This is a genomic window from Micromonospora sp. NPDC001898, from assembly GCF_042891255.1.
Classification (GTDB): domain Bacteria; phylum Actinomycetota; class Actinomycetes; order Mycobacteriales; family Micromonosporaceae; genus Micromonospora.
Genome location: NZ_JBIATC010000035.1, coordinates 1 through 13,835, shown reverse-complemented (window position 1 = coordinate 13,835; position 13,835 = coordinate 1). Strand labels below are relative to the sequence as shown.

At 70.6% G+C, this 13,835-nt stretch carries 14 protein-coding genes; 5 read left to right on the top strand and 9 right to left on the bottom strand.

Features of this window, described 5'->3' with window-relative positions:
* Positions 1–8: 8 nt before the first annotated feature.
* From ACFYZF_RS30080 to ACFYZF_RS30060, 5 genes are all read right to left on the bottom strand, one after another.
* Complete coding sequence (locus tag ACFYZF_RS30080; protein ID WP_387026476.1) at positions 9–563, bottom strand: M23 family metallopeptidase; 555 nt, start codon at positions 561–563, stop codon at positions 9–11.
* Between the two features lie 193 nt (positions 564–756).
* Entirely contained in the window at positions 757–3,363 is a 2,607-nt protein-coding gene (otsB, locus tag ACFYZF_RS30075) for a trehalose-phosphatase (protein WP_387026474.1), read from the bottom strand.
* Positions 3,360–4,760 carry a trehalose-6-phosphate synthase gene (locus ACFYZF_RS30070; protein ID WP_387026472.1) on the bottom strand — a complete coding sequence of 467 codons (1,401 nt, stop codon included), beginning with the start codon at positions 4,758–4,760 and terminating at the stop codon, positions 3,360–3,362. Before ACFYZF_RS30070 ends, otsB begins: the two co-directional genes overlap by 4 nt.
* A 141-nt stretch (positions 4,761–4,901) precedes the next feature.
* The gene (locus tag ACFYZF_RS30065) at positions 4,902–5,294 is read right to left on the bottom strand and encodes a hypothetical protein (RefSeq protein WP_387026471.1); all 393 of its coding nucleotides are present in this window, start codon (positions 5,292–5,294) and stop codon (positions 4,902–4,904) included.
* A complete protein-coding gene (locus ACFYZF_RS30060; protein WP_387026469.1) occupies positions 5,291–5,575 on the bottom strand; it encodes a hypothetical protein in 285 nt (94 codons plus the stop codon). Before ACFYZF_RS30060 ends, ACFYZF_RS30065 begins: the two co-directional genes overlap by 4 nt.
* A 216-nt stretch (positions 5,576–5,791) precedes the next feature.
* Here ACFYZF_RS30060 and ettA point away from each other — a divergent pair, with 216 nt between their 5' ends.
* The 4 genes from ettA (at position 5,792) to ACFYZF_RS30040 (ending at position 9,495) form a co-directional block, all read left to right on the top strand.
* A complete protein-coding gene (gene ettA / locus ACFYZF_RS30055) occupies positions 5,792–7,468 on the top strand; it encodes an energy-dependent translational throttle protein EttA (protein ID WP_350886177.1) in 1,677 nt (558 codons plus the stop codon).
* Entirely contained in the window at positions 7,461–7,919 is a 459-nt protein-coding gene (locus ACFYZF_RS30050) for an acyl-CoA thioesterase (RefSeq protein WP_387026467.1), read from the top strand. Before ettA ends, ACFYZF_RS30050 begins: the two co-directional genes overlap by 8 nt.
* Positions 7,916–8,779 carry a hypothetical protein gene (locus ACFYZF_RS30045; protein WP_387026466.1) on the top strand — a complete coding sequence of 288 codons (864 nt, stop codon included), beginning with the start codon at positions 7,916–7,918 and terminating at the stop codon, positions 8,777–8,779. Before ACFYZF_RS30050 ends, ACFYZF_RS30045 begins: the two co-directional genes overlap by 4 nt.
* Before the next feature lie 131 nt (positions 8,780–8,910).
* Positions 8,911–9,495: a YbjN domain-containing protein gene (locus tag ACFYZF_RS30040; RefSeq protein WP_387026464.1), complete on the top strand. Its 585-nt coding sequence runs from the start codon at positions 8,911–8,913 to the stop codon at positions 9,493–9,495.
* Positions 9,496–9,503: 8 nt separating this feature from the next.
* Here ACFYZF_RS30040 and ACFYZF_RS30035 read toward each other — a convergent pair whose 3' ends face one another.
* The 3 genes from ACFYZF_RS30035 to ACFYZF_RS30025 form a co-directional block, all read right to left on the bottom strand.
* Positions 9,504–9,926, bottom strand: a complete 423-nt coding sequence (locus ACFYZF_RS30035; protein ID WP_387026462.1) for a globin — start codon at positions 9,924–9,926, stop codon at positions 9,504–9,506.
* 80 nt (positions 9,927–10,006) lie between these two features.
* On the bottom strand, positions 10,007–11,377 hold the full coding sequence (locus tag ACFYZF_RS30030) for an MFS transporter (RefSeq protein ID WP_387026460.1): 1,371 nt from the start codon (positions 11,375–11,377) through the stop codon (positions 10,007–10,009).
* A 256-nt stretch (positions 11,378–11,633) separates the two neighbouring features.
* Positions 11,634–12,680, bottom strand: a complete 1,047-nt coding sequence (locus ACFYZF_RS30025; RefSeq protein ID WP_387026500.1) for a mechanosensitive ion channel family protein — start codon at positions 12,678–12,680, stop codon at positions 11,634–11,636.
* Positions 12,681–13,094: 414 nt separating this feature from the next.
* Between ACFYZF_RS30025 and ACFYZF_RS30020 the strand changes: the two genes are divergently transcribed.
* On the top strand, positions 13,095–13,463 hold the full coding sequence (locus ACFYZF_RS30020) for a peptidase inhibitor family I36 protein (RefSeq protein WP_387026458.1): 369 nt from the start codon (positions 13,095–13,097) through the stop codon (positions 13,461–13,463).
* A gap of 7 nt (positions 13,464–13,470) precedes the next feature.
* On the opposite strand, the gene ACFYZF_RS30015 is transcribed toward ACFYZF_RS30020, so the two are convergent.
* Complete coding sequence (locus ACFYZF_RS30015; protein WP_387026499.1) at positions 13,471–13,755, bottom strand: tyrosine-type recombinase/integrase; 285 nt, start codon at positions 13,753–13,755, stop codon at positions 13,471–13,473.
* Between the last annotated feature and the right edge of the window lie 80 nt (positions 13,756–13,835).

The following is a 13,835-nucleotide window of genomic DNA, read 5'->3' as shown; positions in this document are numbered from 1 at the left end:
GGCGGTGGTCAGGCCCGGTTGTTGACGCTCACCGGCCAGGAGCCGGTGGGCGGCGACCAGCCCTGGAGCGTGGCGGGGATGCCGACCCGGGTGTTGCAGTTGATGACCTGGAAGTGCAGGTGCGGCCCGGAGGCGTTCCCGGTGGCGCCCGACGAGCCGATGATCCGGCCCTGCGGGACCCAGTCACCGGTGTTGTAGATCGCCTGGTTCAGGTGGATGTAGTGGGTGCACTGGCCGTTCGAGTGCCGGATCATCACCTCGATGCCGTTCCCCGGGTACACCGACCAGTCCGAGATGAGGACGGTGCCGGCCTGCGCGGCGGAGACCTCGTAGTTCGCCGGGAGCCCGAAGTCCCAGGCGTACTCGTTGTAGGGGCCGACGTGCGAGTAGGTGCCCTCCGGCCCCTGAGTGACCCGGTAGGACTCACCCGCCGGGTAGGGCAGCTCGTAGTAGTAGTTCGCGGCCGAGGCGGGAGTGGGTCCGACGACCACGACCCCGGCCACCACCAGCACCGCGCTCAGCGTTGCGCCCAACCCACGCAAAGTCTTCGTCGCTCTGTTCACTACGGCATCTCCCTGGCAACCGATGAAAATTCAGCTTCGTCGATGTTGACGCTGCCGCCGCAGCTAACCAGGACGAAAAATGGCTGTCAATGGATCGTGGGTGCTACAGGGGTGGGACGGCGGTCGGGGTACCGCCGCCGCACACGCGACGGCGGCCGGAGACGGGTGGTCTCCGGCCGCCGTCGCGGTCAGGTCACTGCTTGAGCATGTTGTCCAGCAGCAGGGCGCAGCGGATCAGGCCGAGGTGGCTGTACGCCTGCGGGTGGTTGCCCAGCCCGCGCTCGGCCAGCGGGTCGTACTGCTCGGGGAGCAGCCCCGTCGGGCCCGCCGTGTCGACCATCTGGGTGAACAGCTCCTCCGCGTCGGTGCGCCGGCCGGTGCGTAGGTACGCCTCGATCAGCCACGCCGTGCAGATGTGGAAGCCGCCCTCGCGCCCCGGCAGGCCGTCGTCCCAGTGGTACCGGTAGACGACCGGGCCGCTGCGCAGGTCCGCCTCGATCCTGAGCACGGTGGACAGGAAACGTGGGTCGTCGCCCGGAAGCAGCCCGGACAGGCCGATCCACAGGGACGAGGCGTCCATGTCCTCGTCGCCGTACGCGACGCTGTACGCCTCCACGTCGGCGTGCCAGCCGTGCTCCAGCACGTTGGCGCCGATCCGGTCGCGCAGGTCCACCCACTCCGCCCGGTCCTCGCCGCCGTGCTGGCGCACCACGTGCAGCGCCCGGTCGACGGTCATCCAGCACATCACCTTGGAGAAGATGTGGTGCCGCGGGGGGAGGCGGGCCTCCCAGATGCCGTGGTCGGGCTCGTGCCAGCGGCGGCGGACCGCCTCGACCATGTTCTCCAGCACCCGCCACTCGTCCTCGCGGACCGAGCCCCGGGTGTCGGCGACGGCGGCGATCAGGTCGGCGATCGGGCCGAACACGTCGAGCTGGAGCTGGTGGTTGGCCAGGTTGCCGACCCGTACCGGCCGGGAGCCGGCGTACCCGGGCAGGGTGTCGATGACCGCCTCGGCGCCCAGCTCGTACCCGTCGACCGTGTAGAGCGGGTGCAGCCGCTCGGGGTGGCCGCCGGTGCGCTCGATGCAGCCGTCCACCCAGCGCAGCAGCGCCTCGGCCTCCTCGATGGAGCCGAGGTCGACCAGCGCCCGTGCGGTCATCGAGGCGTCGCGCAGCCAGCAGTACCGATAGTCCCAGTTCCGGACGCCGCCCAGCTCCTCCGGCAGCGAGGTGGTGGCCGCGGCGAGGATCGAGCCGGTCGCCTCGTGGCAGAGCCCGCGCAGGGTCAGCGCGCTACGGGCGACCAGGTCCCGGGCGGTGGTGGGCAGCCGCAGCGAGGCCACCCAGTCCTTCCACGGCTGCTCGGCCATGGCCTGCCGCTCGTGGACCGGCAGCCGGTGGTGCTCCAGACTGTGCGTGGCGAAGCGCAGCTCCAGCACGACCTGCCCGCCGGCGGCGGAGAGATCCACGACGGCCTTGGCCGTCTCGTACCCGCCGTCGTTGCTGACCTGCCACTGCACCCCGGGGGAGTAGAGCGCGACCGGCTCGTTGGAGCCGAGCACCAGCAGGCCGTCGCCGACCGGCTGGAGCTGGGTGGCCACCTGACCGAACTCGGGTCGGGGGGCGAACTCCACCCGGATCCGCCCGGAGCCGGTGAGCACCCGGACCAGGGTCGAGTCGCCGGTGACGACCGCCGGGCCGTCCGGGGTGGTCTCCCTGGCCGGCTTGTCCAGCCAGTCGGTGACCGTGAGGCCCGACCAGCGGGTCTCCACGGTCATCGTGCCGGAGCGGTAGCGCTGGCCGAGGGGGATGCCGCCGCGCTCGGGGGCGACGCTGAAGTGCCCGGCGGGGCCGCCGCCGACCAGGTCGGCGAAGATCGCCGCCGAGTCAGGCTTGGGGTGGCAGAGCCAGGTGACCTTGGCCTCGGGGGTGAGCAGGGCGACGGTACGCCCGTTGGCGAGCATCGAGTGCCGCTCGATCGGCACGGCCCGCTCGCCGAAAAGCCAGTGCCGCCGGGTCTCCAGCAGCAGGCCGAGCGCGCGGGCGGCCTCGATCGGCTCGGCGACCCGGTAGTCGGCCTTCGTCTCTCCGATACCGATCTTGATGCCCATGTCGGGCCCGTGCAGGTTGCCGAAGGCGTTCTCGTCGGTGACGTCGTCGCCGATGAACAGCACCGCGCTGGCCGAGAGCTGGGTGCGGAGCTGGTCGACGGCGGTGCCCTTGTGGGTCGCCACCACGGACAGCTCGATGACCTCCTTGCCCTGGGTGACGGTGACGCCGTCCCAGGTGGCGGGGCCCTTGCGGACGGCCTCGACGGCGGCGGCGGCCACCTGCGGGTCGAGCCCGCGGGTGTGCACCGCGACGCTGGCCGGCTTGCGCTCAAGCCGGATCCCGGGGTGGGCGTTGGCGATCTCACGCAGCGCGTCGCGCAGCCGGGTGCGTACGGCGACCAGCTCGGGGGAGAGCCGCTCGACGAAGCCGATGTCGAACTCGGAGCCGTGGCTGCCGACGAGGTGCACCTCGCTGGGCAGCCGGGACAGCGCGGCCAGGTCGCGCAGTGCCCGGCCGGAGACCACCGCGACGGTGGTCTGCGGCAGGGCGGCGAGCGCCCGGACGGCGGCGACGGACTCGGGCAGTGGCACGGCCTTGCTCGGGTCCTCCACGATCGGCGCGAGGGTGCCGTCGTAGTCGCAGGCGACCAGCAGCTGGGGAACCCGGGCTATCCGGCCGATTGCGGCCCTAAGCTCCGGATCCAGCACCTCCGCGGCCGTGGCCGCTCCGTCGTGGACGGACGTGTTCACGCAGCCTCCGAATCAGGCACACCGAGCTCGGTGAGGAACGACTTCGCCCAGTGCCCCACGTCGTGGGTACGCAGGTGACGCTGCATGACACGCATGCGTCGGCGGGCCTCGGGCTTCTCCACGTGCACGGCCTTGAGCAACGCGTCCTTGACCGCGTCGGGGTCGTGCGGGTTACACAAAAACGCCTGGCGCAGCTCGGTGGCGGCGCCGGCGAACTCACTGAGCACGAGCGCGCCGCCCTGGTCGGCGCGCGATGCGACGTACTCCTTAGCCACCAGATTCATTCCGTCTCGAAGGGGGGTAACCATCATCACGTCGGCGGCCACATACATGGCCGCCAGCTCACTGCGACTGTACGACTGGTGCAGGTAATGCACCGCAGGCACGCCGACCCTGCCAAATTCGCCATTAATTCGGCCAACTTCACGTTCGACCTTGACTCGTAGGGCCTGGTAGTGCTCCACCCGCTCGCGGCTCGGGGTGGCGACCTGCACCATAACCGCCTCCGGAACTGTCAACTTTCCGTCAGCAAGAAGTTCGCGGAAGGCCTTGAGTCGAAGCTCGATGCCCTTCGTGTAGTCCAGGCGGTCGACGCCCAGGATGATCGTCTTCGGGTTGCCCAGCTCCTCGCGGATCTGCTGGGCCCGGGCCTGGATCGCCGGGTCCTCGGCCAGCCGCTCCATCTCCTTCGTCTCGATGGAGATGGGGAAGGCGCCCGCCTTCACCTGCCGCCCGTCGACCTGGATCATCTGCCCCTCGTAGCGCAGCCCGAGCAGGTGCCGGGCCAGCCGGACGAAGTTCTGCGCGGCCAGCCGCTGCTGGAAGCCGACCAGGTCCGCCCCGAGCAGTCCGCGCAGGATCTCGGCGCGGAACGGCATCTGCATGAACAGCTCGATCGGCGGGAACGGGATGTGCAGGAAGAAGCCGATCCGCAGGTCGGGGCGCAGCTCACGGAGCATCGCCGGCACCAGCTGGAGCTGGTAGTCCTGCACCCAGACCGTCGCGCCCTCGGCCGCGACCTCCGCCGCGGCCTCCGCGAACCGCGCGTTGACCAGCCGGTACGCCTCGCGCCAGCGGCGCTTGTACGCCGGGGTCTCCACCGCGTCGTGGTAGAGCGGCCAGATCGTCGCGTTCGACTGGCCCTCGTAGTAGCGCTCCAGCTCGTCGGCGCTCAGCGGCACCGGGTGCAGCCGGATCCCCTCCAGGTCGAACGGCTCCGGGGCGGCGCCCGTGCCGCCGGCCCAGCCCACCCACGTGCCCTGGTGCTCCGCGAGGACGGGGTGCAACGCGGTGACCAGACCGCCGGGGCTGCGGCGCCACTGCCGCCCCTCCGGGGTGTTCACCTCGTCGACCGGTAGTCGGTTCGCTACTACGACAAAGGAACTACGGACGGTCACGTTCGGCCACCTCCGGGTGCTGGCGGGTCCACCGCGATGAGCGTACTGAGCGTAGCTGCGGCCTCTGGTGCCTCGTGCCGGAGTTACCTACCCGTCCCACGACCGCCGAACCGTGAAGGTGATCACGCAGGTCAGGCCCGGTCAGAGGTCGATGATCGGCCACTCCTTGGGCAGCACCTCGCCCAGGATCTCCCGCCGGTCCGTGACGATCGGCACGAGCGGGTGGATCGCCGCGTCCATTGCCAGTTGGGCCAGGTCCATCCGCTCGCCCAGCCGCCGGGACCACCCGCTGAGGAAGGCGCACATGTCCGCCTCGACCGATGTGACGCGGACGTGTGGCAGGACGGCGAGCACTTCCAGCATCTCCCACTGGGTGGGCGTCGCCTGCTGGTGGGCGTTGGCCAGACAGAGGGCCGGCACCAGTACGTTCACGCCGTGGTCGGCAGCCTCCGCGATCCGGTGGCCGACGTCGAGGTCCGTCAACGAGTAGGCCAGCAGGGCGGCGGTGTCCAGGGCGAGGCCGAAGTCCGTCACCCGCGGGCCTTCGCGCGGGCTGCCAGGATCTCCGCCTCCAACTCGGCGGCCTGTTCCCGTAGCTCGGGCGTGATGCCCGCCTTGAGCTGCTCCATCTCGGCGTGTACCCGCGCCACGCCCGCCTCGGTGACGGTGAAGCCGGTCTTCCGCAGGACCTCCCGGGTTCGCTCTCCGGACATCCGTCGCCGCAGCGCCTCCGCCACGTAGGCCGAGGCGTTCGGTTCCTTCGTGAGCCGAGCGGCGAGTTCGTCCGGCAGGCTGATGGTGATCTTCTTGGTCATACCCAAACCGTAATTCGCCTTACCGTTGCAGGCAATGTGGCTCGTCGGCGTACTGCTGGGGCGGGGTGATGTGGGCGGAGCGGGCCGTACCTGTCAGGATTGAGGATGGCCTGCGTTGTGGCCGGCCCCGGCCGGCGGCGGCGAGCGGCACCGGAGCCGCGCCGCGCCCGCACCCCGCAAGCTTTCAGATCACAACCTACGGAGGTAGCCCGCACCGTGGCCCAGTACATCTACGTCCTGGAAAAGGCGCGCAAGGCGCACGGCGACAAGGTCGTGCTCGACAACGTGACGCTGAGCTTCCTGCCGGGGGCCAAGATCGGTGTGGTCGGCCCGAACGGCGCCGGTAAGTCCAGCCTCCTCAAGATCATGGCAGGGTTGGATCGGCCGAGCAACGGCGAGGCCCGGCTGATGCCCGGCTACACCGTCGGCATGCTCGCCCAGGAGCCCCCGCTCAACGAAGCCAAGACCGTCCTCGGCAACGTCGAGGAGGCGGTCGCGGAGACCAAGGCCAAGCTGGAGCGGTTCAACAAGATCGCCGAGCAGATGGCGACGGACTACTCCGACGAGCTGATGGAGGAGATGGGCAAGCTCCAGGAGGAGCTGGACCACCTCGACGCCTGGGACATCGACTCCAAGCTCGAACTGGCCATGGACGCGCTGCGCTGCCCGCCGCCGGACGCCGACGTCACCGAGCTCTCCGGTGGCGAGCGCCGCCGGGTCGCGCTCTGCAAGCTGCTGCTGGAGGCGCCCGACCTGCTGCTGCTCGACGAGCCCACCAACCACCTGGACGCGGAGAGCGTCTCCTGGCTGGAGCAGCACCTGGCCAAGTACGCCGGCACCGTCATGGCGATCACGCACGACCGGTACTTCCTGGACAAGGTGGCCGGCTGGATCCTGGAGCTGGACCGCGGCCGGGCCATCGGCTACGAGGGCAACTACTCCACCTACCTGGAGAAGAAGGCCGCCCGGCTGGCCGTCGAGGGGCGCCGCGACGCCAAGATGAAGAAGCGGCTCACCGAGGAGCTGGAGTGGGTCCGCTCCAACGCCAAGGCGCGGCAGACCAAGTCCAAGGCCCGCCTCGACCGGTACGACGAGATGGCCTCGGAGGCGGAGAAGACCCGCAAGCTCGACTTCGAGGAGATCCAGATCCCGCCGGGCCCGCGCCTGGGCAGCACGGTGATCGAGGCGCAGAGCCTGAGCAAGGGCTTCGGCGACCGGCTGCTGATCGACAACCTGTCGTTCTCGCTGCCGCGCAACGGCATCGTCGGCATCATCGGCCCGAACGGCGTCGGCAAGACCACCCTGTTCAAGACCATCGTCGGGCTGGAGCAGCCGACCGACGGCGAGGTCCGGGTCGGCCCCACCGTCTCCCTGTCGTACGTCGACCAGAACCGGCAGGGCCTCGACGGCGACAAGAGTGTCTGGGAGGTCGTCTCCGACGGCCTGGACTACCTCATGGTGGGCAAGGTCGAGATGCCGTCGCGGGCGTACATCGCGGCGTTCGGGTTCAAGGGGCCGGACCAGCAGAAGCCGACCAAGGTCCTCTCCGGCGGCGAGCGCAACCGGCTCAACCTGGCGCTGACCCTGAAGATCGGCGGGAACGTCATCCTGCTCGACGAGCCGACCAACGACCTGGACGTGGAGACCCTGTCCAGCCTGGAGAACGCGTTGCTGGAGTTCCCCGGCTGCGCCGTGGTCATCTCCCACGACCGGATGTTCCTCGACCGGGTCTCCACGCACATCCTGGCCTGGGAGGGCGACGACCAGAACCCGGCGAAGTGGTTCTGGTTCGAGGGCAACTTCGAGGCGTATGAGAAGAACAAGATCGATCGGCTCGGCGCCGACGCGGCCCGCCCGCACCGGGTGACCTACCGCAAGCTGACCCGTGACTGAGAGGTTCGTCTACCGCTGCACGCTGCGCTGGTCCGACCTGGACGCGTACGGGCACGTCAACAACTCGCGCTTCCTCACCCTGTACGAGGAGGCGCGGGTGGCGTTGATGTTCGCCGGCGGCCGGGCGTGGGGGGTGGGCTCGTTCGCCGACGGGGTTGTGATCCGCCGGCACGAGGTCGACTACCTGCGCCCGGTCGACTACGCGCTGGGCCGGGCCACCGCGGAGGCCGCTCCCACCGTGCGGATCGAGCTGTGGATCGAGGAGATCCGGGTCTCCCGGTTCACCGTCGGCTACGAGCTGTACGACGGTGACGTGCTAGCCAGCACCGCCCGCTCGGTGCTGGTCCCGTTCGACCTGGTCGCCAAGCGGCCCCGGCGGATCACCGAGGAGGAGCGGGCCTTCCTGCTCGCGTACGCCCCGGGCGTCGGCGCGGCCGGGGCCCGGGCATGAGCGGCGCCCCGGCCCGCCGGCACGGGTCCGACCTGGCCGGCGGCGGGCACGGGCTGGTCGGGGTGGCCGACGCGGGCGCGTTCCTGGCCCGGCTGGTCCGGCTCGACCCGGCGGCGCTGGTCCGGCTGCGTCCGGCCGGCCCGGCGGACCCGCCGGAAGCCGTCCCGTCGACCCCGCCCTCCGTCCCGTCGACCCCGCCCGGCGTGCCGGCGGCGCCCTCCGCGCCGGCGGCCGGGACGGCGCCGGTCGGGCGGACGGTCCTCTGGGCCCGGCTGCCGTGGGGTGTGCTGGCCGTCCGGACGGTGGCCGGGGCCGGTTGCGGCGACGCCACGGTCGCCGCCCGGGAACTGCTGGCCGTGCTGGCGGCCGGCGAGGACGCCCTGCCGCCCCGGCGGGACGCGCAGTGGCGCTGGCCGCTGCCGCCCTCGACGAGCCGCCCCGTGGAGGTGTTGCCGGCCGGGGAGCTGTGGCGGATCGCCGAGGCGGCGGCGGAGACGCTGCGCGAGGCCGTGGCCCATGGCTTGAACGGCCGGGCGGTGGGGCAGCGGGTGCTGCGGGACGCCCTGCTCGACCACGTCGCCGTGGTGGTCACCCCGGACGGCCCGCCCGGCCCGCCGGTCGAGATCGCCCAGCGGCTGGTCCAGGGACTGCTCCGGATGGGCTTCCTGGGCCGCCCCGGCGAAGGTACCGGCACCCCGGTGGGGACCCCCCTACCTTTCGCTGTCGGGGCCGCCCGTGGCGACGTTCAGGTGCGCGTGGCTGGGCGATGGGTCAGTCTGGTGGGACCATACGGAGCCGTGTGGTCGCAGAAGGTTGCTGATCTTGCCGTCACGCCGCTCGGGGCTCAGCCGAAAGTATGACCCCTGTTCATTCTTCTGGATCGGTGCTGCCGTTGGGGGGATGCTTCAACTCGGCTGTCCGGGTACCGTCCATCCTCGGATCCAACGCACCGTAGGCGAGTGGATCCGCTGGGGAGTGAGGTGCGCGAGCGATGCCGTGGTGGTCATGGCGCCCCGGTCCCGCCGGTGACGGCGAACCGGAAACTCGAAGCGGGATCACAGTGGACAGCACCGTCCGGGTCGGACCACCGGCCCCACGTCAACCGGGCGACGACTGCCCGGCCGCTGACCGTGCCGTGATCACGGACATGTCGGCAACCATCGGGCCGGTCACCCTCCGCCGGGTCTGCGACGCGCTCGACCTGCTGGACGTGCGCTACCTGGCCGACGGCGACGGCAACCTGCTGGCCATGTGGGAGCGGCACGCGGTGCTGGTCACTCTGGAGGGCCCGGAGGACGAGATCCTGGTCATGCGGGCCCGTCCACACGCGACGGTCCCGCCCGACTGGGTCGACCGGGCCTACCGGGTGGTCAACGAGTGGAACCACACCCGTCGGTTCTGCAAGGCCTACATCGGCGACCCCACGGAGCGGGGTCAACTGCCGATCTACGCGGAGCTCCAGGTGCCCCTCGGCGCGGGGGCGCACGACGCGCTCCTGGTCGAGATGCTCGACTGCGGCGCGGCGGTGGCCACCACCTTCGTGGACTGGCTGCACGACGAGGGCGCACTGCTCTGACCCGCCGGTCAGGCCGGGCCGGCCGCCGGGTCGTCCATCGCGTTCACCATGAAGTAGGCGGCCCGTTCCAGGTAGTCCCACAGCGCGGTGGCGATCTCCGGCGGCAGGTCCAGCCGGTCGACGGCCCGGCGCATGTGGTGCAGCCAGGCGTCCCGCTCGGCCGCGCCGATCCGGAACGGGGCGTGCCGCATCCGCAGCCGGGGATGCCCCCGCTGGGCTGAGTAGGTGTTGGGGCCGCCCCAGTACTGGATCAGGAACAGCGTCAGCCGGTCCGCTGCGGGGCCGAGGTCCTCCTCCGGGTACATCGGCCGTAGCAGCGGATCGGTGGCGACGCCGACGTAGAACTCGTCCACCAACTTGCGGAAGGTGGGTTCGCCGCCGACCGCCTCGAAGAGGGTCACGGCACGCTCGGACTCACCTGCGGGATTCACCGTTCCATCCTGCCAGGTGCGTCCGCGGCCGGCGGGGGCGTACCGGCCGGGGGTGCTGCCGTCCTCGTCACACCGGAGGGTCAGCCCACCGCGTGGCTGCGTCGGCTGTGCTCGCCCGGCAGGTTGTCGAGCTGCCCCTCGCCCTTGCCCGCCGGTCGGGACCGGTCGGGGCCGGCCTCGTTCCCAGCGGCCTCGACCGCCGCGTCGATCGAGGCCCGGCTGGGCCAGCGTGCGGCGGTGAGCAGCATCAGCAGGACCCCGGCGGCGCTCCACACGCCCACCACCAGCGGAATCGAGAACCGCTCGGCGAGCAGGCCGGTGATCAGCACGGCGGCGCCCTGGATCACCTGAACCCCGGTGGCCATCACCCCGAACGCGCGGGCCCGGTAGCCGTTCGGCAGCGCCCGGACGAAGAGCCCGTTGGCGACCGGGAGCAGCCCGGAGACCGCGAAGCCGCAGAGGGCGGCGAGCAGGGCCACCACCAGCGGCGGCGGGTCGAGCAGCGACGGCACCAGGGCCAGCGGCGCGAGCACCGCCAGCGGCCGGATCAGGAGCAGCCGGCGGGCCGGGGCGACCGCCCGGCCGACCAGCAGCCCGCCGAGGATGAAGCCGATCGGGTTGGCGGCCATGATGGCGGCCTGGGACGCGCCGGTGTCCAGGCCGCCGCTGGCGCCCTCCCGGGCCCAGGCGGCAGCCAGCCCTTCGGGCACGATCGAGAAGAGCATGGAGCTGAACACCAGCAGGGCGACCGCCCGCAGCACCGGGGTGCGGAAGACGATCCGGAAGCCATCGGCGGTCTCCCGCAGCAGGTGGCTCCGGTGCGCAGCGCTCATCGCCGGTGGCCGGTCCCGGACGCCGAACCGGACCAGGGCCGCCGAGAGGGCGAAGGTGCCCGCGTTGATCAGCAGGGCGGCGGTCGGGTTGACCGCGGCGATGGCCGCGCCGATCAGGTAGCCGATCACCTGGGCGGCCTGGCCGGTGCTGCTGTTCACCGAGAGCCCGACCACCAGCCGGTCGCCGGTCAGGATGAGTGGCATCAGCGCGGACCGGGCGGCCTGGCTCGGCGGGTTGGCCAGGGTGGTCGCGAAGAGCAGGCAGAGGATCAGCCACGGCGGATTCCACGGGATGGCGACCAGCACCATCAGGGCCATCCGGATCAGGTCGCAGGCCACCATCACCGACCGGTAGCGGTGCCGTTCCGCCAGCGTGGCCAGCAGCGGACCGCCGATCAACCAGGGCAGGAAGCTGACCGCGAACGCGGCGGCCGAGTAGGCCACGGACTCTGTCTCGCGGTAGACCAGCACGGTGACTGCGGCCTTCGCGATGAAGTCGCCGATCCAGGAGAGCCCGCTCGCGGCGAAGACTGCCCTGTACTCCCGTTGGGCGAACACCTCGCGGAAGGTGGCTGGCCCTTCCTGGGAGGGTCGCTCGTCGGACACCGTGGCCTCCATCGTCCCCACGGTGGCCACTCGTGATGGCTGCCCGGGAAACCGTCGTCAGATCTACGGATCAGCGAGACGTGATCACGCTCCGGCAGATGGCGTGCGTACCGGATTCTGCCCGATCGTCTGAGAGCTGACTAGGGCGAACGGTTTGATCGTCGCATCTCCGACTGAACGAACGGACGATACCCGAGGGGCCGCGCGGTCCGCGACCCCTCAGATCCATGGTCAGGCAAAGTCGCAGGTCATCGACGTTCTTCGCGGTTCAGGTGGGCCCGCCCTGGCCGGTTGCCCCGCCCTCGGCGGTGCGCAGCGGGAAACCCGGGTAGAGACGGGCGGCGGCGATCTTCGCCGTAATGCCGGAGTTCTCCAGCGCCTCGGCGAGCCGCCGGCGCAGCTCCCGGCCGACCGCGAACTGCCCGTCGGCGGTGGTCTTGACGACGGTACGGATCACCGCGCCGTCCATCGTCATCTGCTCGACGCCCAGCACGTCGGGTGCCTCCACGATCTCCGGGGCCAGGTCGGGGTCCATCGCCACCGAGGCCGCGGCGGTCCGCAGCACCGCCGTCGCCTCCTCGGTGCCGGCGAACCCGATCGGCAGGTCGACCACGACCAGCGCCCAGCCCTGGCTCTTGTTGCCCACCCGGACGATCTCGCCATTGCGGATGTACCAGAGCACGCCCCGGCCGTCCCGGACCGTGGTGACCCGCAGCCCCACCGACTCCACCACGCCGGTGGCCTCGCCGAGGTCGACCGTGTCGCCGACGCCGTACTGGTCCTCCACCAGCATGAACAGGCCGGCGATCAGGTCCTTGACCAGGCTCTGCGCGCCGAAGCCGAGCGCCACGCCGGCGATGCCCGCGCTGGCCAGCAGCGGCGCCAGGTCGAAGCTGAACTCGCGCAGGATCATCAGCAGCGCGATGCCGAAGACGAACGCGGTGACCATGCTGCGCAGCACCGAGCCGATGGCCTCCGCCCGCTGCCGGCGGCGTTCGGGGACGAACTCGCCGGGCTGATGCGTGGCGGTCGGCACCCGCTCCCGCAGCGGGCGCAACATGGTCGGTACCCCGTCGGCGGTGGTGCGGACCAGCCGCTTGATCATCCGGTGCAGCGCCCAGCGGGCGATGAACGCCAGCACGAGGATCACCAGCACCCGCAGCGGCTTCAGCAGGATCCAGTAGCTGCCCTCGGCGAACCACGACGACCCGGTGGTCTCGTACAACCACTCGCAGGAGGTGCTGCTCTGGCAGTCGGCGCTCGGGGTGACGTCCGGGGCGGGACTCGGGGCAGCCACGGACAGGGCGGCGATCATCATCAGGCTGGCGGCACTCACCCTGTCTTCGTACCCCACGGCCGTCGGACATGGGTCGGCGGACCCACCCAACCGGTCCGCCGTCACCGGCGGACCGTGCCGAACCGGTCATCCTTCCACGGCCCGAAAGAGCTTCCCGAGGGACCCCGGATTAGTTGCAATCCACGAATGATCCCGGCGCACCGGCGTCTACCTGCGTAAACGGTTCGGGAAGATCATCCGGCACAACCAGGGCACAACTCAGGGTGTGTCTCCCGGTGCAAGTTCGGCCCGTTCGGGTCTGGCAAGCGCCCCCGGCCCGGTCATGAGAACCGCGAATATCTCACCAGGCAGCACTCGATTGGATCTGCCATGCTGTCTAGCGCCAGGCATCGGCGCTCGCCGCGCTACCCACGATGAGATGAGGGAATATCCATGGGAATCAAAAAAGTTCTCGCCGCCATGTCGATGGCGGCGGCGCTGGTAGGCGTCACGGCCGTGCCAGCCCACGCGGCGACGGGGTATGGCCGTTGCCCGCAGATCAGGATGTGTGTATTCACGGGCCCCAACGGGTCCGGCACAATGGCGGCCTTCGTGATCGGTGACGCCAACCTGGGTGACAGCAACGGCCCCACCGGGATGAACAACAACATCGAGAGCTTCTTCAACAACAGCGGCCACCACTGGGACTTCTGGGACCTGTCCGGGTACACCGGGGAGTTCCGGCACTCGGAGCCGTACGTCGGCGGCAAGAATTTCGGCGCCGGGTTCGACAACCGGGTTTCGTCCCTTCATGACAACTGACAGCCACTCATAACGGCACCGCCCGCCCGCATCCTTGGGACGTCCTTGCGATGCGGGCGGGGGCCACGTCGCGCCTAGTTCCGATCTTGCCTCGTCTGATCCGCCCGGAAGGCCGGAGGAGCTGCCCGATTAGGCTGCGCTGCCGGTCCCGCTTCGGCATCCAGTGCACGTACGTCTCAAGCGTGATCCGCAGGTTGGCGTGCCGTAGAGCCCTCTGCACCTCTTGGGGCTCGACACCATTGCTCATCAGGGTGGTGGCGAAGAAGTGGCGCAGAGAGTGAGCCCTTTTCATCGTGGGTTTCGGCTGGTGTGGATGTGATGTAGGACGAGGATGGCCTGGACGATCGCGGTGGCGCGTCGAGGGCAGCAGCG

Coding starts and splice junctions, on each gene's coding strand:
- ACFYZF_RS30040 (WP_387026464.1), top strand. CDS start 8,911: ATGCCGTGGTGGTCATGGCGCCCCGGTCCCGCCGGTGACGGCGAACCG.
- ACFYZF_RS30015 (WP_387026499.1), bottom strand. CDS start 13,755: ATGAAAAGGGCTCACTCTCTGCGCCACTTCTTCGCCACCACCCTGATG.
- ACFYZF_RS30025 (WP_387026500.1), bottom strand. CDS start 12,680: ATGATCGCCGCCCTGTCCGTGGCTGCCCCGAGTCCCGCCCCGGACGTC.
- ACFYZF_RS30020 (WP_387026458.1), top strand. CDS start 13,095: ATGGGAATCAAAAAAGTTCTCGCCGCCATGTCGATGGCGGCGGCGCTG.
- ACFYZF_RS30060 (WP_387026469.1), bottom strand. CDS start 5,575: ATGACCAAGAAGATCACCATCAGCCTGCCGGACGAACTCGCCGCTCGG.
- ACFYZF_RS30045 (WP_387026466.1), top strand. CDS start 7,916: ATGAGCGGCGCCCCGGCCCGCCGGCACGGGTCCGACCTGGCCGGCGGC.
- ACFYZF_RS30030 (WP_387026460.1), bottom strand. CDS start 11,377: ATGGAGGCCACGGTGTCCGACGAGCGACCCTCCCAGGAAGGGCCAGCC.